General features: G+C 41.8%; 20 protein-coding genes. 8 read left to right on the forward strand and 12 right to left on the reverse strand.

Going from position 1 to position 23,666, the window contains the following annotated elements; all coding sequences use genetic code 11:
* Window positions 1-250: 250 nt before the first annotated feature.
* The 10 genes from EAG18_RS06935 to EAG18_RS06980 all read right to left on the reverse strand — a co-directional run bounded on the left by EAG18_RS06935 (window position 251) and on the right by EAG18_RS06980 (window position 16,061).
* A complete protein-coding gene (locus EAG18_RS06935) occupies window positions 251-1,033 on the reverse strand; it encodes a SprT family zinc-dependent metalloprotease (RefSeq protein ID WP_125251652.1) in 783 nt (260 codons plus the stop codon).
* A 20-nt stretch (window positions 1,034-1,053) separates the two neighbouring features.
* Window positions 1,054-4,380, reverse strand: coding sequence for an HsdR family type I site-specific deoxyribonuclease (locus EAG18_RS06940; protein ID WP_125251653.1), 3,327 nt, complete (start codon window positions 4,378-4,380; stop codon window positions 1,054-1,056).
* Between the two features lie 24 nt (window positions 4,381-4,404).
* Window positions 4,405-5,034, reverse strand: a complete 630-nt coding sequence (locus tag EAG18_RS06945) for a retron system putative HNH endonuclease (protein WP_125251654.1) — start codon at window positions 5,032-5,034, stop codon at window positions 4,405-4,407.
* Between the two features lie 2 nt (window positions 5,035-5,036).
* Complete coding sequence (locus EAG18_RS06950) at window positions 5,037-6,398, reverse strand: AAA family ATPase (protein WP_125251655.1); 1,362 nt, start codon at window positions 6,396-6,398, stop codon at window positions 5,037-5,039.
* Between the two features lie 54 nt (window positions 6,399-6,452).
* Window positions 6,453-7,697 carry a restriction endonuclease subunit S gene (locus EAG18_RS06955; protein ID WP_125251656.1) on the reverse strand — a complete coding sequence of 415 codons (1,245 nt, stop codon included), beginning with the start codon at window positions 7,695-7,697 and terminating at the stop codon, window positions 6,453-6,455.
* Entirely contained in the window at window positions 7,687-9,219 is a 1,533-nt protein-coding gene (locus tag EAG18_RS06960; protein WP_125251857.1) for a type I restriction-modification system subunit M, read from the reverse strand. The genes EAG18_RS06955 and EAG18_RS06960 overlap by 11 nt, the downstream gene beginning before the upstream one ends.
* Before the next feature lie 9 nt (window positions 9,220-9,228).
* Window positions 9,229-9,639: a hypothetical protein gene (locus tag EAG18_RS06965; protein ID WP_148098521.1), complete on the reverse strand. Its 411-nt coding sequence runs from the start codon at window positions 9,637-9,639 to the stop codon at window positions 9,229-9,231.
* 34 nt (window positions 9,640-9,673) lie between these two features.
* A complete protein-coding gene (locus tag EAG18_RS06970; protein ID WP_125251658.1) occupies window positions 9,674-9,922 on the reverse strand; it encodes a helix-turn-helix transcriptional regulator in 249 nt (82 codons plus the stop codon).
* 417 nt (window positions 9,923-10,339) lie between these two features.
* Window positions 10,340-13,339 (reverse strand): TonB-dependent receptor, encoded by a 3,000-nt coding sequence (locus EAG18_RS06975; protein WP_125251659.1) that lies wholly within the window; start codon window positions 13,337-13,339, stop codon window positions 10,340-10,342.
* 67 nt (window positions 13,340-13,406) lie between these two features.
* Entirely contained in the window at window positions 13,407-16,061 is a 2,655-nt protein-coding gene (locus tag EAG18_RS06980; RefSeq protein ID WP_125251660.1) for a glycoside hydrolase family 16 protein, read from the reverse strand.
* A 509-nt stretch (window positions 16,062-16,570) separates the two neighbouring features.
* Between EAG18_RS06980 and EAG18_RS06985 the strand changes: the two genes are divergently transcribed.
* The 4 genes from EAG18_RS06985 to EAG18_RS07000 all read left to right on the forward strand — a co-directional run bounded on the left by EAG18_RS06985 (window position 16,571) and on the right by EAG18_RS07000 (window position 18,899).
* Window positions 16,571-17,044, forward strand: coding sequence for a nuclear transport factor 2 family protein (locus EAG18_RS06985; protein WP_125251661.1), 474 nt, complete (start codon window positions 16,571-16,573; stop codon window positions 17,042-17,044).
* Window positions 17,045-17,116: 72 nt separating this feature from the next.
* Entirely contained in the window at window positions 17,117-17,917 is an 801-nt protein-coding gene (locus EAG18_RS06990) for an AraC family transcriptional regulator (RefSeq protein ID WP_125251662.1), read from the forward strand.
* 2 nt (window positions 17,918-17,919) lie between these two features.
* On the forward strand, window positions 17,920-18,603 hold the full coding sequence (locus EAG18_RS06995) for an AzlC family ABC transporter permease (RefSeq protein WP_125251663.1): 684 nt from the start codon (window positions 17,920-17,922) through the stop codon (window positions 18,601-18,603).
* Window positions 18,600-18,899: an AzlD domain-containing protein gene (locus EAG18_RS07000; RefSeq protein WP_125251664.1), complete on the forward strand. Its 300-nt coding sequence runs from the start codon at window positions 18,600-18,602 to the stop codon at window positions 18,897-18,899. The genes EAG18_RS06995 and EAG18_RS07000 overlap by 4 nt, the downstream gene beginning before the upstream one ends.
* A gap of 29 nt (window positions 18,900-18,928) precedes the next feature.
* On the opposite strand, the gene EAG18_RS07005 is transcribed toward EAG18_RS07000, so the two are convergent.
* The gene (locus EAG18_RS07005; protein ID WP_125251665.1) at window positions 18,929-19,348 is read right to left on the reverse strand and encodes a DUF4920 domain-containing protein; all 420 of its coding nucleotides are present in this window, start codon (window positions 19,346-19,348) and stop codon (window positions 18,929-18,931) included.
* 157 nt (window positions 19,349-19,505) lie between these two features.
* Window positions 19,506-20,180 (reverse strand): TorF family putative porin, encoded by a 675-nt coding sequence (locus tag EAG18_RS07010; RefSeq protein WP_125251666.1) that lies wholly within the window; start codon window positions 20,178-20,180, stop codon window positions 19,506-19,508.
* A 124-nt stretch (window positions 20,181-20,304) separates the two neighbouring features.
* Between EAG18_RS07010 and azu the strand changes: the two genes are divergently transcribed.
* The 4 genes from azu to EAG18_RS07030 all read left to right on the forward strand — a co-directional run bounded on the left by azu (window position 20,305) and on the right by EAG18_RS07030 (window position 23,359).
* Complete coding sequence (azu, locus tag EAG18_RS07015; RefSeq protein ID WP_125251667.1) at window positions 20,305-20,760, forward strand: azurin; 456 nt, start codon at window positions 20,305-20,307, stop codon at window positions 20,758-20,760.
* A 423-nt stretch (window positions 20,761-21,183) separates the two neighbouring features.
* Window positions 21,184-21,519: a hypothetical protein gene (locus tag EAG18_RS07020; protein WP_125251668.1), complete on the forward strand. Its 336-nt coding sequence runs from the start codon at window positions 21,184-21,186 to the stop codon at window positions 21,517-21,519.
* A complete protein-coding gene (locus EAG18_RS07025) occupies window positions 21,509-21,763 on the forward strand; it encodes a hypothetical protein (RefSeq protein WP_125251669.1) in 255 nt (84 codons plus the stop codon). Before EAG18_RS07020 ends, EAG18_RS07025 begins: the two co-directional genes overlap by 11 nt.
* Before the next feature lie 3 nt (window positions 21,764-21,766).
* Window positions 21,767-23,359, forward strand: coding sequence for a PepSY-associated TM helix domain-containing protein (locus EAG18_RS07030; protein ID WP_125251670.1), 1,593 nt, complete (start codon window positions 21,767-21,769; stop codon window positions 23,357-23,359).
* Window positions 23,360-23,666 lie beyond the last annotated feature (307 nt).

The following is a 23,666-nucleotide window of genomic DNA, read 5'->3' on the forward strand; positions in this document are numbered from 1 at the left end:
GCTATTTAGTTGTTCTAAATAAGAAATTTTTAACGCTGTTAGCGTCAGATTTACTCCTTCAAATTGAGCAAGTATTAAGTCAAATTGGTATTACTTAAAGCAATTGCCTTCACAGCTGTCCTAAACTGTTTTAACTGTGTAGTAAGGAATAACAGCGTGAGCCGGATTGTAAGCACAAGCACCAACGCGGAAATTGAGTAGGTTTTTATAGCTCAGTCCGATATTTGGTAAAAATTAACTTTAGTTTATATCAATCATTCAAATACAACTCTGCCATATCATCCAACTTCGCCTTAACTTCTTTCCAGTTTGGCATCACTTGCGTTAATAAGCGCCAAAATCTGTCGCTGTGGTTGTGCTCAGCGATGTGGCAAAGCTCATGCAGAATCACGTAATCTATGCACTCTTTTGGAGCTTTAACTAAGTGAGGGTTGAGCATCAAGTTACCCTTGGTTGAGCAGCTTCCCCATTGTTTAGTCATCGCCATGATACGAAATGAAGGTAGCCCGTCTACCCATGAGGCTTTGGGCAACATTGCTTGTAATCTTTCATGAAAAATAGCGTTGGCTCTATGGGTGTACCACTTATCTAAAAGTGTTTTAATTTTAACCACCCGTTCATCACAATCTTTTTTGAGAGTAACAGTTAATTTCCCCCGTTGAAGCTTCACACTGGGTACTTGTTCAGCGTCAACAATCACCTTTAAAACATAGCGTCTGCCAAGGTAAAACTGGGTTTCACCGCTAACGTATTTACGTGGCATTACATACTCATGTTGAGCTGAAAACTCACAAATGCTTTCCCAGATCCATCGAGCACGCTTTAGCATAGCCTCTCGAATTGAATCTGGTGTTGCGTCATGCGGTACAGTTGCAACTACACGTTGGTCAGGGTGCACTTTTATGATGACTTTTCGTGCCTTTGGCTTGGCATCATTTTTTTCAAAGGTACGGCGAATGATGTCATAGTTAATAACCTCATCACCGTACATAAATACGCCTTGTTCTTGCGTAGTTTTTTTAATTTCACTCATTTAAAACAACAGCTTCATTATTATTGACGAGACAGTCCTAATCGCGTGATCTTCAGCACCTCTTCAATAAGCTTTTGAGCATTCTCAATACCGAAGTCCGCGAATAGCATAGGTAGTAGTTTTACGCTGATAGCGTTTTCAATTTCACTTGGGTTAATTGAAAATTCTGCCACTGCGGTTTTAACTACTTCGTCAATGTCGAAGGCATATTTCACAAGTGTATCTTCATCAATATCACTGCCTGTGTGAGCGCCTTTTTCGAATAGTAGTTTAAACAACCCGAAATAAGCCTGCGCATGTTTGTTTAGCTTTCCGTCAGTATCAGTAAACTCACTAGGCATACCCTCAACCTTACGCTCTTTAACCTCTTGTTCAAAGTCGGCAAATAGCATGTATTGCTTCACAGGCGCATCGAACATGGCCTTGGTTTCATCTATCGCTTTTTTGAGTAAGTTTGAGAAATATTCTTGTGCATACGGATCATCAGCCAAGTCTTGCTCGATCATTTTAGTGATACGGCCTGTGATCTTATCGGTTTGGTTTCGAGCTTCGTCGTCAGTTAACTCTTCAGGTTTTACATCTTTGCCTAAATTGCCAACGAGGTATGCACCATCAGGTTCTTTTACTTCAATGCCTGCAATATGTTTGTCTAACAACTGACGCACATCTTCAGCATATTCGTCATAGTCTACGGTTTCGTTAGCGTCTTCACGCACCTGCTTACGTAAGTTAACAAACATTTTCAGTGTTTCTTTGTAGTGGTCGCGTTTGTTATCAAAACTTTTATCGTCGAAGAAAGTCGCCGACTGTAAAGCTACTTTCATACAATTAGAGAAGGCTGTTAACGCAGCATAAAACTCGTCACGTTTTTTAAGGTTTTTATCTAAAAGCTGACCTTGAACATCCTCGATCTTAGGTGCAAGTGCTTGACGTAATGCGGCATGATCTTTTTTGTTAGCAACACCGTCAAAAATAGCCCATAGATCGTTGTACAAACCTGGTAGCTTTTTATATTCGGTATCCATTCGGTTATACAAACCTTTAAGATCGTCAACATCAAAGCCATTTTGATTACGCTCAGCAAGTTCTTGATACTTCTCAATCGTCATATCAAGCTCTTTCAAAATGCCACGATAATCAATTAAGTAGCCAAATTGCTTTTTACTGTGTAAGCGGTTTACGCGAGCAATAGCCTGAATCAAGTTGTGCTCTTTTAAAGGCTTATCGATATACAGCACGGTATTTTTAGGCTCATCAAACCCAGTAAGGAGTTTATCTACAACAATCATGATGTCGGGGCCGTCATCTCGGCCATAGTCTTTGATTATTGCTTTTGTGTATTCTTTTTCGTCTTGCCCATAAGTTTCGGCAACATTGTTCTTCCACCAGTTTTGAACAATATCTTTACTTTCTTGATCAACAGCCTCGTGTCCCTCACGCGTATCAGGAGGAGACATTGCAACAACTGATGTAACTTTACCTATTTTATCTAAAAGCTCTTTGTAACGAATTGCAGTAGCTTTAGAGCCACATGCAAGCTGGCCTTTTAAGCCTTGCTGCTTAAAGTTTTGAAAATGATCAGAAATATCATGTGCAATTAGCTCGATTCGGCCTTCTGTTTGATAGATTTGACCTTTCTGAGAAAACTTCTTCTTTAAATCCGTTTTTTGTTTTTCCGTGAGCTTTTCAGTAATACGGTCAAACCAAGCATCAATCGCTTTGTCATTCACATTAAGATCAGCAATACGCTCTTCATAAAGCAGCGGTGTTACCGTTTTATCTTCAACCGCTTGCTGCATGGTATAAGAGTGAATAATCGAGCCAAATTTGTTTTCAGTTTTGTCGTCTTTAAGTAGCGGCGTACCAGTGAAAGCAATAAACGCTGCCTTTGGTAGGGTTTGCAGCATTCGAATGTTGTTTTCACCGTTTTGGCTTCGGTGGCCTTCATCAACCAACACCAAAATATTCGGGCTATCGTTATAGCATTCATCATATTTAATCGCTGAACCAAACTTATTTATAATTGAGAAAATAACTCGCTCATTACCTTTACCAATTTGTTCCGCTAAGCGCTTGCCTGATGTTGCCATTGCACCTTTTTTATCGCGCTCGGTGAGTACACCACCTGAGGCAAAAGTGCGGCTTAACTGATCTTCAAGGTCAACTCGGTCTGTGACAATAATCACACGACATTGTGAAAGCTCTCGCAACCAAATTAGTGCCTTTGACAAGAACACCATAGTAAACGATTTACCACTTCCTGTGGTGTGCCAAATTACACCGCCATTACGAGCACCTGGACGTTCGCCAGAGCCGTTAGCCGATGAAGAGTCATCAAAGCTGGTAATGCGCTTTATCAATGCTTTAATACCAAATACCTGCTGATAACGCGCCACGATCTTGCCTGCTTTTTGGTCAAACAAAGTGTATAAACGTGCCATCTCAAGAAGGCGGTCTGGTCTTAGTAAACTAATAATTAGTCTGTCTTGATCAGTTACAGCGAGGTCGCCTCCTGCCAATAAAGTTAAATACTCGTCTTTGGCTGCGGCAGGTCGGTGGTTGAAAATAGCATCCAATTGCTCGGTGCTTAAGCCTGCATTTTTTAACTGAATAAACTCGGCTTCAATGATTTCCTCTTCCTTCCATTTCGCCCAAAACTTTTCAGGCGTGCCGCAGGTGGCGTACAAGCCCTCATGCCCATTCACAGCAAACAGTAATTGGCTGTAGGCAAAAAGGTGTGGGATTTCTTTTTGGCCTTGGTTACGGATATGTTGCGAGACCGCTCCGCTTAATGTTGATTTGCCTTCAGTTGAAGAATCAGGCCGCTTCGCCTCAATCACTACCCAAGGCAAGCCATTAACAAAGCAAACAATATCGGGAATACGGTTACCTGTGCCTTCACTGTTTTGCACCACCATTTCTTCAGTAAAATGGAAAAAGTTATTTGAAGTTGTTTGCCAGTCGATAAGCTGAATAGTTGGCGATGCTTTCTTGCCATTAATAAACTCAGTAACCCCAACGCCATACATCATGGCGTTGTAAAGCTTTTCATTTGCGGCTTTCAACCCCTCGTTCATTGCAGGGCTGAGGTCATGTATAATTTTATCAATGGCAGCACCCGAAAGTTTATGTTCGCTGCCTGCAAACGGGAATGTTTGTTTGCTCAGAAACTCGCGCATAACAGGCAATAGCATCACTTGGCTTGTCGATTTTTCTACTACCGAATTACCCCTAACTTCTTCACAACCAGTAGGTGGGATGAACGAGTAACCAAGCTTGCTTAGTAGGGTAAGCGCTGGGATTTTTGAACTGAATTCTTCTTTGAAATTGGGAACAATTGATGACACTAACTTTCCTTAAACGTAAATAATTTACAGCTTCTTTTGCAGATAATCTGCTAAAAAACCAAAGTAAGGCTTGTGCTGGTTCTTTTGGTTGACTGCCATAACATTGTCCAGTAGTGATTGAATTTGAGACTTGCTTCTAGTACCACGTTTTGCATTTAACAACTCTTGAACTGCCTCTAGTGCAAAAACACGGTTTTGCCTGAGCCTAGTTTCGTTGAGGTTAAGAATATTATTTAACTCTTGATCAAAAGTTTTATCATTAGACTTTACAACCCCACCTTCATGATAAAAAATGCGGGAGTTTATATTGTGATAAGGATTTGCTGGTGAAAACTTTAAGGGATCATTTGCTTTTTTCTTATCACACGTGTAAGTAGTTTTATCTTTGCCTTCATTTCCAGTACAGCAAGCTAGTAAATTAGAGTATTCAAGCGCTAGTTCATCATTGTCATCTTGGCAGGCCCAATGCTCAATTCGCATAGCATTTTCTTTAATTCGACTCATGCAATAAGCACAAACATAGCCCTGTTCATTTAATAATGACTGTTTAAGGTCATCTCTAACCATCTGGGGAAGGTTTCCATATGCTGCGTCAACATCATTTTTATATGTTGTTAGGCTATTAGGTTGAACATTTTTGGTTATTTGGCGCACCGTTAATCATCCCACTCAGCTAACTCAACAGATAACTTTGCTTTGACAAGCTCAGGAATTTCTCCATTTAGTTCTTTTTGCAATAATTCTATTTCGCTCGTTGCCTGCTCAAATTCTGACTGAGCAATTAGTTCATAAATAGACTCTAGCTTTTCGCTAACCGACTGATTTCGTGATAATTGAGTGGCTGTGTGGTATTTATCAACCATAAGTTCATTTAGTATGTCGTTACTAGATAAACCGAAAGCTTGCGAGGGTTTCTCACCATAAAAATCACCACTTTCGCTTTGTTTTATAATACTGATACATTCAGGTTTCACGCTACCAATGACTTGAGGGCTGTGGCTTGTTAAAATAAATTGAATATTGGGAAAAGCATTTGCGAGACTTTCTACCACTGTTTGTTGCCATTGTGGATGTAAATGCATATCAACTTCATCGATTAAAACAATACCATTAGTAGCTTTAACGGCATACTCTTTCAAATGAGGATTTAATCTAATACACCTATAGGCAATGTCACATACAACACCAATCATATTTCTAACACCATCGCTAAGATTGGAGACCGAAATCACGCCATGTGATTGATGAGTGGCAACAATGTCTTTTTGGGTTGCACTATATCGAACATTAGACCAACCTGAAGGTGCAAGAACCTTGTTAACAGCTTCAGTCAAAGCCAATAATAATAGTCCTCTTGTCGATTTTTCTAATACAGAGTCAGCTGAAAAGCCGCTTTGTTCAAATGCTGCGAGTTTTCTTTCTATTTCTACTAACGTTTCATCTTTTAGCCATTTTGCAAATGCAGAATAACTAGACTCAGGATCCATACAATCTCTGTATCCTTCTAATCGACTAGAATCAACTAGGGACTGTACTTTTTTAGAAGAAAGTGACTTTTGCTTCCACAATCTACCAGTACCGTAGTAGCCAAACATTGGTAGGTCAGATATCTTATTTTGTTGGACGTGCTGTTGTACTGTGTGAGCATACTCTTTTAACTCTTTCACTTGAGTCGTTCTTCCCTTGAGGGTTGTTCGTTTGCGTTGCCACTTTTGAGGAAAACGTAAATTATTATCGTCAAAGGTTTCGCAACTAACAATAACCGGAAATTGATGATTCATTTGGGACACATCATCTATCTGAGTCATTTTTAAATGGATCTCATGCTCATTAATTCCTCTATCCACTCCTGTGCCTAAAGCGCTAAAATATTGCCCATAAGCAATTGATATAGAATCTAAAATAGATGTTTTACCTGCACCGTTCAGTCCAACAAGCACATTGATGTTAGCTTCAAAATCACAATTAAACTTCTTATAACCTCTAAAGTTTTCTAAATATAAGTGCTTTAATTTCATTGATACTCTTCTTTTAAAAATCTGTGCCTGATAACAAGCTTATAAGTTTTATCATTACAATGAAACCCGTCGTTTGCCAGTTAACAACTGCTGCATTAATGCTTTTTTCTCTTGTTTTAAATCGGCTAGTTGGTTTTCTAATAATTCGATTTCTTCATCTGCGTTAGTTAGTACGGTTGTGATTTTTTGCTGCTCCAAAAGACTAGGAATTCTAAGGTGAATACCCTTAAAATCTTTAAGAATTATACGGGGGACGCCTGAACCCGAAGTAAGAGCCTTCCCAACAAAGAACCTAACTGATTCTTGTGAAAAATACTGAGCAATGAAATGAGGCGAAATTTTGTTTAGCTTTGGTCTTAATAAAGCAATGGAGGATAAAATCACGCCTTGAATTTCCTCTTCCATAACAAAACAGTATTTTAAAATAGAGCCATCTTTCGCTATCAAAATATCATTAATTTCAGGCTTACAGTTTTGTTTTTCTAAGGCTTTAAAGTCATCCTCGCTGATATGTCGAGCTGTATTTTCAGCGAATCCTGTTGGTCTCATATCTTTCACTGAAAACATAGGGTAACCAACTTCAACACTTTTTGGACTATGGTGAGCGCCATCTGTAACTTTTGTGCAGACGTCACCTAGCTTAACTAGTTCCCACTCACCCTCAAACGCCTTACCTGAATCATCAAGCAAACGTTTCTTGCCTGTGAGCAGTTGCTGCATCAGTGCTTTTTTCTGCTGCTTACTGTTGTCGATTAGGCGCTCAGTGGTACTAATCGCTTTATCCCAAGTAGATAGGATTTTTGCGATTTTGCGTTGTTCAGGGAGTGGTGGAAGCAAACAAATCACTGATTTAAGCTTATCTGGCGATGTGTGCTTTACTTTGGTTCCTGTAGATTGCTCTGCAATTTGTTTTCTAACATATTGGGAGTTGTAAGTTAGGTATAGAAACTCAGGGCAAATGTCATTTTTATCTTTTATTTGAATCAGACCAAGCCGTTGATTATGCAAATAGCGATCATGACTAGGGACAAACAACGTACTACCCAAAAGCCCAGCAGCTTGTTCGGTCATAGCAACTAGTAACTCGCCTTTTGATAGTAAGTATCCTTTGGGAATATCGCCCACATAATACTTAGTTTTGCTCTTTTGGTCGCGAAAGCCACCTATTTCATAGAAATTGCCAGGAGTTAAAAGAACATACTCACCTTCCTCTCTAAAATATTCACTCTTAAAGGCAAAGCCATGTTTGATATCTATAAAGGGATTGAGATCAGTTTTAAGCCAACCATTAGGCACCATAACCCAGCTCCTTTAAGTAGCCTTCCATTTCCGCTTCCAGTGTTTTTAGCTCATTCTGAAGTTGAACACGCTCATTGCGCACAGCCACTAAATCAATCTCAGCTTCTTCTTCAAAGGTATCTACGTAACGAGGAATGTTAAGGTTAAAGTCGTTTTCTTTGATCTCATCTAATGTTGCTAGATAAGCATATTTATCAACTGTTTCACGGGCTTTGTAGGTGTCGATAATTTTTTCAATATTATCCTTCGTTAACTGGTTTTGGTTTTTACCAGACTTAAACTCACGACTAGCGTCAATAAACAACACATTATTATCGGTTTTGTGCTTTTTAAAGATAAGGATCGCTGCGGGAATACCTGTGCCGAAGAACAGCTTTTCTGGTAAACCAATTACTGCATCAAGTAGGTTTTCTTCAATCAGTTGTGTACGGATTTTGCCTTCAGATGATGCGCGGAATAGCACACCGTGTGGCACTACTACTCCCATGCGTCCACCTTCTTTACCAGGAGAAGCTGGCTTAAGCGTTTCTATCATGTGACTGATAAATGCGTAGTCACCTTTGGTTTTTGGTGGCACACCACGGCGGAAACGACCAAACTCGTCATTTGCTGCACCTTCAAACCCCCATTTATCGAGTGAAAATGGAGGGTTAGCTGTAACTATATCGAAGTGAAGTAAACCAGTACCTTCTTTATCTAAAAGCATAGGGTGGCGAATGGTGTCGCCCCATTCAATACGGTGGTTATCTTCGCCATGTAGAAACATATTCATTTTAGCAAGTGCCCAGGTAGAGCCTATGGCTTCTTGACCATATAGCGCGTACTTTTTAGAACCTGAGTTCTTACGCACCATCGCGCCACATTTCATTAATAGTGAACCTGAGCCACAAGCTGGATCGCAGATCTCATCACCTTCTTTTGGCTCTAAAATAGCTGCTAGTAGGTCTGACACCTCCGGCGGAGTATAGAATTCACCAGCCGACTTACCACTACCTGCGGCAAAGTGCTTGATTAGGTATTCGTAGGCGTTACCAATGATATCAAGTGAGCCAACACGACTTGGGCGTAAGTTAAGAATGTCTTTACCAAAGTCTTCTAACAGGTGACGGAGAATGTCGTTCTTTTGCTTTTCTTGACCTAGCTTATCAGTGTTAAAGCTAATGTCTTGGAACACATTTTTTAGCTTAGTGCCGTTTGCTTCTTCAATGGCGTGAAGTGCTTGGTCAATACGCTGGCCGTTACCTGCTTCATGACGTTTCTCGTATAAATCCCAAAAGCTTGAGCCAGTAGGCAATACAAAGCGTTGCTTTGCCATCATTGCGTGAATTAGTTCAGGGTTGTCACCGTATTGCTCTACAAGCTTGTCGTATTCATCTTGGTATACATCAGAAATGTACTTTAAGAACAACATGGTTAAGATAAAATCTTTATAAATAGACGGGTCTACCGTGCCTCTAAAGGTATCGCAGGCATTCCAAACAGCTTTGTTTATTTCGTCTTGGTTAATTTGAATATTGGTCATCATCTTTTCTTAATAATCTAATGAGTTTTCAAACTCTGAATAATCTTTATCTGCTTTTTTATGTAATTCTTCGTAAAGCGCTTGTACTACGACTTCTTGCTTAAAATAGCCATCTTCAAACAGGTTTATCATACTTGTATCAAACGAAGTTGATTCAGCAAGTCTCTGTATATACTTGGCTTCTAATCTTCCGTCCGAGGTTTGCCACCAAAGGTAATCAACTAATGTTGTAGGTAAATTCTCTACATAATTGTTTAGGAGATCTTTAACCGCACTGCATACTTCACCATCTCCTTCTTGTATGCACCAACCAAAACTATGGTAAAAGTTCTTATGTTCAAGTCGCATAACTATCATGGGTTGATAGGAGTGTATGTATTCAATGAAAGGTTCCAGGACCTTATGGAAAAGTGTATTCATCTGATCTTTTGATTTCCTTTGCCGAACAATAAAACTAGTCTGCGTTTTTCACGTCTTGTAGATCAGGAAGTAATTCATCGAGTGAGCATTCCAATGCCGCAGCCAACGCGTAAACTTTTGCCAAAGTAATTTTGTAATTACCTGATTCTACTTTACTTAAATAGCTACGATCCATATTTGCTCTACCGCAAAGTTCTTCTTGTTTAATGTTTCTTTTAGCTCGTGCTGCTCTTAAATTTGCACCAAAAGCAGTTGAAAGTTTCTTCTCAAAATTTTCATTCATTATGTGCTCTATGCTGTAGGGCAAAAGCACTATGGTCACATATTGTGGCTGTACAATGTATAGCGTATACCCCACCAAGTGCGGAATATACACCACAATTAGAGGTTTTTATACCACAGATAATATGTGAGTATATCTATGATTAGTAAAACAATTGGACAGCTTTTATCGATATCTTACTTTTGACCACTTCATTGTGGGGGGAAGTAAGGGCTGCATTTTAAGTCATAAAAGAAACAGCTGCCGCTAACCCTCAACGCCTTTGAGCCATAAAATAAGCTTCAATTACCCAGTTCACTCTCCGTCGTGCTCTTTTATCGCTGTTAATTTCTGGGTTTAGCGCATACAAAAACCCCCGCTAAAAATTTAGCAGGGGTTTTATCAGTAACCAAAAGTTGAGGTTAATTAAGGACGGGCTTAATCACCCATGGTGTATCTAAATCCAACAGCGTATCTTGGGGCATATTGCGCAGCATTTAAAAATTGACTCTCAAAGCGGCTAAATGAACGCTCTGTTTCATTGGTTAAATTCACCCCTTCAAAAAAGAGGGTGGTACTCTCATTTACTTCATAGTTCACACTAACATCCCATTGCAAATACGCTTGTGCATATTGAGGTGGCGCGCTGCCACCTGCATCAGGAAGGCCTTGTGCAATAAGGTATTTATCTCGCCATGCCCCTGTGAGCTTAACTGATAACCCATCTTTTTCGTAAAATAACTGTAAATTGGCTGAGTCACTTAACCCTGCAAGCACCGCTTGTGAAGCCAACATATAGTTATCATATTCGACATCGCCATCAACCATGGTAGCGTTTAAGCCTGCACCAAATCCAGACTCGCCAAACAGATGTTGTATCGCAAACTCTATACCGTTAACTTTGCGAGATCCCACGTTCTCTGGAGAGTTGATAGTCCATTCGATCAGCGGATCGGTAGCAGGGTCTGGCAAAATTCGGTTGTTTTCACCAATACCCACTCCATTTGCCACAATCTCGTTATAAATGGCAGCATCGGTTGCTTGTTCACCACGTCCTTCAATGGCTGCAACCGCGTCGTTCCAACGCTGGCCTAGGTAGACGTCGTGCAAACCATCGAATGTGGTTTTGACTTGGGAGTTATCTATCCAGTTGTCGACATCTTTCCAAAATAAGCCAATGGCAGCGTAACTGGCTTCGCTGTAATAATACTCGAGACTCACATCAAAATTTGTTGACTTAAATGGTTCGAGATTTGGATTGCCTCGGCTACCACTTCTGGAGTTTAACTTTGGTGATGGGGTTAAGCTCAGATTGCCGAGCATGTCATCCAATGTTGGTCTTGTAATTGTTTGCCCCCAAGATATTCTTGATACTAAGTCATCCGTTAGGTCAACTTTTATATCAATCATCGGCAGTAGTAAGTCATATTCGCCTTCGTAGTCTACTTCAACTAACTCACCTCCGCTGGCAAACTCTGTTAACCACTCTGAACCACCAGCCCAATAGACTTGTTCCGCAACTCGGCTTTTAGCTGGACTGAGGATGTCTGTTTCTTCATAGCGAAGACCCAGATTCACAAAGACGTCGTAGTCACTTAACTCAAATACCCAGCTACTAGAAAGGTAAATGCTAATGGTCTCCTCCTCTACCCTGTTTACTGGGAAACCATCAAACGTACCAATCTGATATACATCGCTTCCGATAACCTCTTCCGTTAGGTATGCGCTTTGTCTTGCAAAGGCTTCATCAAGGTCGAAAATATAAGTGTAGCCCGGTGCTACACCATTGCCCCCAAACGAAAATTCATCCAAAAAGCTGCCTAAATCGACTCTTTCAAACATGGCATCAGGGAAAATTTCCGCAAAGGTGCCATTGTTAAATCCGGGTGCATTGGCGTTGTTTGAGCCTCCCCATCCACTCAATGTTTGTTTGGTATATGCTGCACCAAACTTAACGGTTTCTAGCCCAATATCTGTATAGGTAAATAATTTACCATCGAGCTGCACCTGAGAAACTTCAGACTCCCCAGGCGTTCTGGTGAAGATACTAAAGTTAGAGCCAATTTCACTGGGATTAACTTCTTGCGTACCGTTTTGCCAGTTGACATTAAACCCCGGTACATCGCCATCACGGAAAAAGTATTCTTTGTTTGATATTGCAGCGGAACCAAGGATCACTCGAGCATTGGCATGTAAACCTGCATCTTTGCCATTATCGGTTGTCGTTTTAGAAGTGTGGGCATCAAGCGATACACTGAGGTTATCGGTTGCTTGCCACGCAATATTAATACCGGTCGCCTTAGAGTCGACTTCATTGGTCTCACGAAATGCCGTAAAAGAGGCATCATCGCCTGCTGAGTTATAATAAATAGCGGTACCATTTTCGTCTAATTCATACGCATTACCGTTGCCGCCAAATGAACCATTCCAAATTCCCCAAGAAAACGAGTTAGTACCTGTTATGGCATTAGAAATGGTGTGATCCACGGTAAACGTTAAATCATCAGTAGGCGCATATTGTAGCGTTAGCTGGGCATTGAGACGCTCCCGCTTGATATCATCTTTAGAGAAACTGATTTCCTGAGGAAAGAAAGCAGCAGAGATATATTCACCATTTTCACCGACGGTCGGATCAAAAAATTGTTTTGCAGCTTCTCCATCAGCGCCAAGAGGACGGTTGTCGATAATATTTTCTGCATCTACAGATAAAGTGGGGTTCACCAACCAGGAACGAATATCAGCCGCTTGACGTTGAAAATCTCTACGGTGATATGAAAAGTTTGCGCTGACACCCACGGTATCATCAGCAAATGAATTACTATATATCCCCGCAATTTCGGGAGTGACCTCATCGCCCTCTTCCACCGATGAATCGTGGATCCCTTTGGCCATAAAAGAGTATTTTTCACCAGGGTTTTGTAATGGTTTGGCCGTTACTATATTCACCGTTGCACCAAGTCCACCGGTCGGGGCTTCTGCCCGAGCAGTCTTCATTATTTCAAGTGAGCTAACTCCCTCCGAAGACAAATTTTCAAAATTGAATGAGCGTGTAAAACCCGTACCCGCCATTTGCCGACCATTTAGTGTTACAAGATTAAAGTCCGGGCCAAAGCCCCGCACAGTGATCTGACTCCCTTCACCGTTTGAGCGGCTAACCGATACCCCAGTGATCCGCTGTAGCGATTCTGCTAAATTGGTGTCAGGAAACTTCCCCATTTCCTCCGCTGAAATAGCATCCACCACACCCGTTGCAGAGCGCTTTAAATCTGTTGAGCGGATCAAGCTACCTCGGATCCCCTTTACTTCAATAACTTCTACTTTATCCGCAGCTTGTGGCGCTTCTTCTGCTTGCGCTATGGCGACCACACCGGCATTTGCCGCTATCGCTAACGACAAGTGAATAGCGAGTTTGCTTTTGTTGAATTGTTTAGTGTTCATGACTGACCTGCGATTCTATTCTTACTGCTAGATCATCGAGTGCAACAACTCGATGATCTTTACTTGTTTATTGGTTGACAATTTCAACATTGTCTAGACGATAAACTGCACCTTCGCCCAAACCCCAGCTCGGAAACACCATCAACACATCAATGGCGCTGATATCCAAGCCCGCATCAAATAGTGTCTGAAGTGCGAAGGTATAGGTTTGCCATTGCCCAACTTCAGGGATCTGCCCTTCATTGCTCTCACTTAATAACAACTCAACCGCAGCACTGGCATCATTTGACTCAATTTTGAACAACCACTGCGCTTGTGCGTTTAACGGCGGCGACGTAATTTTCATATCAAACTTTACAACACCGGAGTCTACTAGCGCTGAGGCATCGAAATACACTGTCTCATCCGCCAGAAACCCCATTACTGTGGGTGTACTGCCAATTACAAACTGTGCAACTTGACCGTGAGAAGCGTCTTCGTCTGTCTCAATGGTTGGCGTAGAGCCACCGCAGCAATCCCAGATCTGCCACAGCTCAGCAGCAGTGTCTTTGAATAAACTAAAACCGCTAGGCGATGAATCACCTTCGGGGTGAAAGATTTTTACATTATCAAGACGATATACCGCACCATTACCAGAGCCCCATGCTGGGAAGACCATCACAACATCAATGGCACTTGGGTCTAGTCCAGCTTGCGCCAACGCAGCAATTGAAAAGGTATAAGTTTGCCACTGACCGATGGCCGGGGCAGCGCCTTCTTGCGAGTCCGTCAACGGTAACTCAACGGCACTCGCAGCATTATCTGACTCAATTTTTAATAACCAAGGCGTGTCAGCTGTGTTGGGTAAACTCATGACTTTCATTTCAAATTGAACCACGCCTGCATCTAAAATGGCGGTCGCGTCAAACGGCTTACCTCCACCGCCAACATCAGTTCGACTGGAAAAACCCATCACTGTCGGCGCTTCGCCGATGGAGAACTCTGCAACAATACCGTGCTCGGCATCATCTGATACTTCTATAGGCGTGGATCCGCCGCAGCAATCCCATAGTGGCCATTGAGCATTGACCCCCTCTTCAAATAAGGTGAGTGAGGGTAGGCTCGAACCTTGGGCAACCTCTACTTTATCAACACGATACACCGCGCCATTGCCCGCCCCCCAAGCAGGGAAGATCATCACCACGTCAATGGCAGATACATCAAGCCCTGCATCTGCCAATTGCTGGAGCGAAAAAGTATATGTTTGCCACTCACCAGCGATAGGCGAAACCCCTTCGGTGCTTGCAAAAAGATCAAGCTCAGCCGCGCTTGCAGCACCTTGGCTTTCTACTTTAATTTTCCAAGGTGTACTTGGATCTGATGGCATTTCTAGAACCTGCATATCAAACCGAATATAACCCGCCTCTAGCATACTCGTTGCATCAAACGGTGATGCCTTACCGTTTGGATCTGTAATAAATTCAGCACGACTGGTAAAACCATTCACAGTCGGTGTTTCACCAACAACAAACTCGACAACGTTACCGCGGTTATCATCAGTAACTAATGCCGGTGTTGAACCACCACAACAGTCCCACGCAGGCCAATTGGCGTTAAAATTATCATCAAAAATGATGAGATTTTTTGCAGTGCCAGAAGAGGGGGCTGAAGGGATCGGTGCCTTCCCTTCGACTAACGCATCCTCTGGATCGTCATAACCTGGACGCACCGTTTCGCAGCCGCGACCGGTTTGTGGGTTTGAGGCACACTCGTATACGCGAACATAGTCGACCACAAAAGCTTGACCGTTAACGAATGCGTTGCCGTCAATGCCTTTATTGTTCACATTTTCAGGCCAATCTCCACCCACGGCTAGGTTTAAAATTAGATGAAATTGTTGATCAAATGGTGCACTGTCCCAGTGCGTTACCAGCTCTCCTGTCCCTTGCTCAAAATATTCAGCAAACCAGCCTCGGTGCTTTAAACCAATTGCTTCTTGCTTTGAGTTGTAGCGCACTTCTGACTGACGTTGTGTGGCATACAAGTGGCCATCTACATACCACCGGATCTCTCCTTCTTGCCACTCAATAGCATAAGTATGAAAGTCATCAGCAGGGTTCAAGCCATCGGGTAACGTATGACCTTTGCCTGAATACACGTTATTGGGCCAATCTCTACCGTAATGCAAGGTGCCATGAATAGTAGACTCAAAGGTGCCATCTTCGTTGGCAACTTTCAGGTTTACTGCCTCCATAATGTCAATTTCGCCAGACTTTGGCCAACTTCCGTACACTTCATCTGTTGGCAACATCCAAAACGCAGGCCAGCTACCTTGCCCGCTTGGTAACTTGGCCCGCATTTCGAATCGCCCGTACTTAAAGTCAGCTTTGTATCTGGTGTTTAGTCTGGCTGAAGTGTATGGTAGTATCGCCCCCTCTAAGGCGGGTATAGCAACAATATTCAGCATGCCATCGGCAATAAACGCGTTTTGTTCACTGTCGGTGTAACACTGTTTTTCGTTGTTGCCACCCCCACTACAATTTACTTCATGGGTCCATTTGGCTGTATCAATGGAGTCACCATCAAATTCATCACTCCACACCAATGTCCAATCATCAACAGCAAGTGTCGTATCTATGGAGTTCACATCTGTTTTTGTTTCGGCGCTTCCGCCACAACCGGCTATCAGCGCTATCGAAATAGCACAGCATGCCGTGGAAAGTTTTTTTGCTGCATGTTTCATCAGTTACCCCGATGTAATACCATTTTGTCTTAAATGCTTGCGCTACTTGAGGATGTAGTTCAGACACTAACTGCGTTAAAAATTGCGTATTTGGCAAAGCCAAGTATGCTAAATTTTCTCAGCTATCGACGAGATCTACTCACCTCAACATAGTTCACGAAATCAAGCAAAGTGGTATAAAGCTTCGTTGTCAAAAGGTTAATTACTGCGAATGTTATTATGTAGCTATCGATTGAGTTTAGTTGACTCACCTACTCGCAATAAAAATGTAAGCGCTTACAAAAAGAGATAAAAAAACACACGCAAAATGTAAGCGCTTTCATAAAAGTAAACCAAGTTAAATTATTCGTCAATAATAAATTGACGTTAAACCTTGCAACGTCAACGGTGCAGTAGCAGTTTACAGTTAAATTCGGCGATTTCTAACGTAAACGGCAAGAATGGTGTTGCTTGACAAGAAACCAGCATTACCTGAAATTAACAATCATCACTCAACATGGATAATAAATATGAAAGTATTCGCTGCGCTTTTTGTCACACTTTTACTCACGACTGGATGTACCTCTACACAACCTAACAATATCCATCTCAAAAACTGTGAAAAGACACTACAAGAATACATAACGTATCGAGATGCTCAATCAGCGGCTGATTACCGCAGTGTTTTCACTGATAACGCTACATTTACCATACCCGCACTCAAGATTAGTCTAACAGGTGCAGATGACATCGTACTGCGGCAACAGCAAGCCATAAGCAAGACAAAAAGTATGCACATGATGACTAGTGCCAATATTAAACATATAAAATCTAATCTGTATGAGGCAAACAGTTACTTTGTGCTCCATCAACAGGCAATAGGACAGCCACATGCACCAACCACTATCTTCAACGGTACTTATGAAGATATATTAATAGTGCAAAATAGTCGGTGTCTGATAAAAAGCCGTCAGGTCAATATTATAAAAAAACAAGTCTGGTGAGCCAATTGTGCAATTTTGTACAAGACATATCGCGTTAAGGCGGATACCCTTCTTATCAATGGGGAGAGAAATATGCAACATGCAAAGTTTAGTTTTCACCGTGATCTCGGTGGCTTAGAAGTACTTCATAACATTGATAAAAAAGAGGACTTTGGCAGACATAGTCACAGTGGCTACACCCTAGCCTTAGTTGAGAGTGGGGCGCAGAAATTTTATCGCTCTGGTGGAGAGCACGTTGCTCAGCAACATAGCATTATTTTGATAAACGCAGAGCAAGTACATGACTGCCGAAAAGCTTCCGCAGGCCCTTCTTCATATCGCTCTTTGTACCCAACGCCCGAGCTTTTTAATCAACTTTTGGGAAGTGGCAGCGCCATAGCACCGTTTTTTCAAGATGCCGTAGTACATGATCCAACGCTTGTACAACTAATGAATGCTACATTCAATATATTAGAGTCTGAAAATGGCTTATTAACAAAACAGTCTCAGCTGGTAGCCTTACTGTCTTATCTGAGCCAAAAGCAAGGTAATGTGAGGCTTGAAGGGAAACAAAAATCGGTAAAAGCGCGCATCCGCACCGCCCAGCAGTTTTTATTGGACAATCTGTTTGAAGAGGTTTCACTCGATAAACTTGCCAGCCTTGTTGATATGAGTCCTTTTTACTTTATTCGAGTATTTAAGTCACAAACAGGCCTCACTCCCCACGCATTTCAAATTCAGCATCGCCTCAATCACGCAAAAGCACTTATGCGCTGTGGTAAAAGTGTTGCACATGCAGCTTTGACTGTAGGATTTTACGATCAAAGCCACTTTAATCGTCATTTTAAAAAAAATATGGGGATCACGCCCAGTCAATACAGTAAGGCCTGTTAACCATGAAAGTTGCTGTATACAAGGGTTTTTGGGATATGCTACCGCTCAACCTAGCAGTGCTCCCATGGGGAATATTATGTGGCTCTCTGGCCGTACAAAATGGTTTTACGCCATTAGAAGCGCAGCTTATGTCTTTACTCGTTTTTGCCGGCTCTGCGCAGTTGGTGGCAATAGAGCTTATTGCGAAAGATACCGCTTTGATCACCTTGCTCATCACCACATTTATCATTAGTGCTCGACACTTGCTGTATGGTCTTGCTATTCGCAATAAGATGGTAGATAAGCCACTCAAATGGCGAAGTTCTATAGCATTTTTTCTAACCGATGAACTGTTTGCATTTTCTCACCACCATCGCGCATATCAGGGGAAACTCAGGCTGCTTTATGCTCTGGTTGCTGGCGGAAGCTTTTATGTCGCTTGGAACCTTTGGACACTCATTGGCATTATTGCAGGTCAGTTCTTACCAGATTTGACCAATTTGGGGTTAGATTTTGCTATTGCAGCAATATTCATCGCGCTGGTTATACCAAGCATTACCACAGTGCCTATTTTATGCGCCTGTATCTGCTCTGCCATCAGTATTCTGATATTTAAGCTAGTCCACTTTGAGTTTGGGTTAATCGCATCAGCGTTACTAGGCATGACCGTTGGATATTTGCTACAAAGTTACAAGGAGCGCACATGATTACAACGATTTTAGCAATGGCCTGCGTCACATTCGCGACACGATATTTATTTCTCGCAAAGCAACTGCCCTTTACTATCGGACCTAAATTGCAGCGATTTTTAAGCTTTAGCGCTCCGTGTGTACTCACCGCAATTTGGGTACCCATTGTGTTTATTCAAGATGAACAACTCGCACTGAGCGTACATAATCCTTACCTAATCGCTGCAACCTTTGCTGTGATACTCGCATATCGGTTTAAAAACTTATATATCACCACGCTTGGTAGCCTTGTACTCTTCTATCTACTGTATTAACACCCGCCCGATGTTTAGCCAATGGTGTGCTAAGAAATAGTCACTGCGGTGGGCTCAAATCCCAGCTGCATTAATACGCTCTGCTCAGCGCGTAGCTCTAGTTGCGGCTGCGCGGCTTGCTCAACGCGGGTAAAGCGCCCAGTAACATGGGCTTCACGCCCAATTGCAGCGGTAGGGAAAACCATATCACCTTGTTCCACCTGAATATTCACATCAAGACCGTCGGCAACTTGTAACGTCATCCAGCAACCTAACTTTTTGCACACACTGGTCACGACACCTTTGAGCGTGATGACATCACTACAATACTCATTCAAATTGGGTAAGATATGCTGTACATCTATCAATTTTGACATGTCTGCTCCCCCCGCAAATTCTAGAGGGCTAGAAAAACTAAAACGGGAGAAAATCGCAAGAGACAGTGCTGTTAATTTTATCGAATCCTTCATATTTCAGCTCCACAGCGTATATGTTGTTCTTAATACGCGTCACTTGTCAGGCACCATAAAAAAGCTCCCTAGTGACGTTAATTGCACTATTATATAAAAGTACAATTTGCAGCTAAAATCAATACAAAAGTTAATAAAACTTAAACCAAAAGTTAAATCACCAATCAATAACTGTTGAAATGGATAGCAAAAATGTAGAGTCGGCGTAGCTGTCAATATCATTACTTTCGTATCCTAATGACATGCTCCAGCTGTTTATCGCGTATGTTCCAGTTAAATGCCAATGTGTGTAGTCATCATCCTCAGATTCCCATTCAAACTTATCACTGTCAAAGCTCATAGAATGGTCAACTCCTAGTGTGATAGACCAGTTATCGTCAAGTACTAGAGTGTGAGTTAACATTACAATACCGTGCCCTGCACCGGTACCAAAGTAATCCCACGCATACCAAAAATCCAAGCTGGTATGGCCATAACCAAGCTTGGCGTAAGTTTCAGCATAATTGTACTCTGAACTCACGTCATCGCCATGGTAGGTATATTGAGAAACACCAATATCTAATGTTACGTTGTCAACAAGTGTAAATTTATATCCTCCATAAATATCTCCTTCAAAGTCAGTGCCATCACCAAAATCGACCTTTGAAACCCAGCCCCCTGCGTACCACCCAGTATCGCCAAGCCAATCTAAACTGACCTGTATTACTTCGTCTTCTTTACTTTGACTTACCCCATTGAACAAGTAATCCGAAGCCAATGTAATGGTTGAAGAGGTATCAGCATTTGCAAGTAGTGGACTGAGTAAAAGTGGTACAAGCCAATATTTATTCATGATCGATTCCATTGCTAAGTTCCGTATTAGCATCAAGCATAGAACAGTTTTTTTGATCTTGATCCATTTACAAACAATAACGTACATTTGATAATAAAAATGATTTTTATTTAGGAGTTAAATTATGAAACACCTTTTTTCTGTACTTTTGATTTCTCTTGCGGCGGGAACAGTATCAAAAGCGGCCTCAGCCAATGAATGCGCACTGACTATTGAAGCAAATGACATGATGCAATTTTCAACAAAGGCGCTTAGCGCTCCAAGCAGCTGTAAAGAAGTGTCTCTCACTTTAAAACACACAGGAAAGTTACCAGCAACAACCATGGGGCATAATTGGGTGTTGAGTAAGGCAGCAGATGTGCAAGCAGTCGCCACAGACGGCATGACCGCAGGTGCAAGCAATAGTTATGTTAAACCAGGTGATGATCGCGTATATGCGGTCAGTAAAGTCATTGGTGGTGGCGAACAAACTACGGTCACTTTTTCGACTGAACGCTTAAAAAAGGGTGAAGACTATCGGTTCTTTTGCTCATTCCCTGGCCACTTTGCCATCATGCAAGGTAGCTTCTCACTTATCTAAAAGCTAATACCAATTTTCTTAATTAAGTGGTCTATTCTGAGACGAGAAAATCTTGTCGATAACAAGGCAAAAATTTTGCTATTTACTTGTTCTAAATAAGAAATTTTAACGCGGTTAGCGCCAGGTTTACTCCTTCAAATTGAGCAAGTATTAAGCCAAATTGGTATAATTCACAATCAAAAGCCGTGCTTTCTTGTCATTAGCCGCACGGCTTTACTCGGCAAATACACCACTAAGCCTTCTTGACTACTATTGGAACAAGCTGCTAGAGCTTATGGTGTAGATGAGAGTTACCCCCTCACCAACATGAAGCTATAGAGTTTGTAAAGGGCGAATAGTTAATCTCGCATCTCGCAAATAACAATTATCACTCTCCCTCTTGCAGTGCCTACCCATAATCATTACAATCAATTGCAAACAATAATGATTATCAGCATCATGAGCTTTTTCTCAATTATACCAATTTGGTTTGCAACAACCTTACTCTACTTCGCGAGTCCAAAACAGCGCTACTTGGCAACTTCGCTAAAGCGCTCACCGAGCTATGCTATCGCAGCCCTACTGATTTTATCTGGTTTTTATATTTTAACGCTACAATTTCCCATCGTTTCAGCAATGCTTGCTGTCGTCGTTGTGCTGATGTCGTCGTTAGTGTCGGTCACTCTGCTTAGTGCTTATCCAAAAAGACGCTTTTATCTGACCGCCACAATGGTTTGTGCTTTTTCATTGTTATTGGGAGGCATAGCATATGTGGCCTAAAACTTTACTTGGATTTTTTCTCGGGCTGCTACTGTCTATCTCTTTAGTTTTAAACTTGAATTTACTTTTGCCGTTTTCTGAAGCCGCTAAGCTTATGCTAGGCCTTATTCTTGCTTTTCCTATTTGGGCTGGCGTGATGACATGGAGCTATGCTTTTACCACCGCAGGGGCTGCAAGTAAGCGTTTATTTACTATTTTGATCCCTTCGATACTCCTCAACTCTGCACTACTGTTAATGAGATAAAACATGAAAAATCAAACGCTAAAATCGTTGACTGAGGCGCACGCTTGGATAGGACTGATTATTTCAACGGTACTGTTTATCGTATTTATTACCGGTTCTCTTAGCCTCTTTAGAGACAATATAAACGGGTGGGAGCGAGCTCAACTGGCAGTAAAATCAGCCTCCGCAGAAGAGTCTATTTCTTATGATAAAGCTATTTCAAGCTTGCAACAGCAATATAATATCGATACGCATCATAGCTTTTTCATGCGTGAACCAAGTGAACATAACCCATTTATTGAAGTTTATTTTGCTACCCATTTGGATGAGCCACACCCAGTAACAGGTGAAGACCACCAAGATCGCCACCTACTTCTCTCRCCAAGCTCTGGAGCCGTACTTGCAGACGCCGATACATTTGAGTTTGCCACATTTTTATATCAGCTCCACTATGATTTAGGGCTTGGTCGGATAGGTCTGTACTTTGTTGGCGTGATCACTTTATGCTTCTTTGTTGCTATCTTAAGCGGCCTTGTTATCCATTGGCGTAAAATTGCTAAAAACTTTTTTCAATATCGAACTGAAGGCAAGAAAGACAAGTGGCTTGATGCACACAACTTGATTGGCACCATGGGGTTGCCATTTCATATAATGTACGCATTTACCGGTCTGGTATTTAATTTAGTGATTATCTATCAGATCTCCTATGCGGTGTTGCTATATGGAGGCAACCAAACAGCACTGCTGCAAGCGGCTGGGTTCAACGAGCCAACCGTCGAAGCTGTCGAGCAACCAGCTACGATGACAGGCATTGATGCGCTGCGTGAAAAAGCACTCAACACCTTTGGAGATGTGACAATCACCTCCGTTGAAATCACCCATTTTGGTGATAAAAATGCAGTAGTTAGTATTAGTGCAAAGAGCAATGACGCCTTCTCTAACTACAACGAAGTGCAATATAAACTTGCTGACCAATCACAAATTTACCTCACAGAAAACAATTACGACAATGCCGTTCGTGCTGGGCTATCAACGATAGCAAGTCTACATTTTGGTGATTTTGCAGGCTATGGCATGCGTTTAGCTTTCTTATGCCTTGGCCTTGCCACCGCTTATTTAATCGTCAGTGGGAATCTGATGTGGATAGACAAACGAGCCAAACAGCGCAAGCAAAGTCCAAGGAGTTTGCTTTTTGTTAAGCGCTTAACCAGTGGCGCTTTTATTGGCGTGTTATTAGCCATAAGCGTTGGATTTGCACTTACTACAGCACTCCCAGTAAGTTATATTGATAAATTGGAAACCGTGAAGTTTTCTATGTTTTCAGCATTTATATTTGCATTGCTCAGCAGTCAATTCGCTAAGCAGGTGCTGTCATATAGCAAAGTATTGCTCGGTCTTAGCTGCATTACATTTTGCATCACAGCAATAATCAATCTGGTCTCATTGATAACACAATTTGATGCGCTTCCCCCCACAACACGTTTTGATTTTGCTGTAGTCATCGCACTTTTAACATTAATGACCTTAATTTGTTGGAAAACAATCTCACGGATAAATACCACAGCTACAAACACACAAACGACACCTCATACCCACTCTCAGCAAGTGATAAACTAGGGTCTGTTGACCTTTGCTGTTGGTAACACACCTTCACCCATGCTTTTGCAATTATTGCAAAAGCATGGAGATACCCAAATCCCTCTAGATACTGGTAAAAGCATCCAAGCAGAACTACCTTTATGCTGTATACCAATCCAAGAAATACCAATTACTCTTGATACTTGCGCAATTGGAAGGAGTAACTTGGTATACCGCTTGCCGTAGGTTTGGGGCATACAGTTAGTACAGTTTTGCTTGATTTTAAAACAGTGAGTGCCCACACCCTGTCGCTAAGATTGGTGTTTAATCTTCGTCACCAATAACC

Source organism: Pseudoalteromonas sp. J010, from assembly GCF_003934235.1.
Classification (GTDB): Bacteria; Pseudomonadota; Gammaproteobacteria; order Enterobacterales; family Alteromonadaceae; genus Pseudoalteromonas; species Pseudoalteromonas peptidolytica.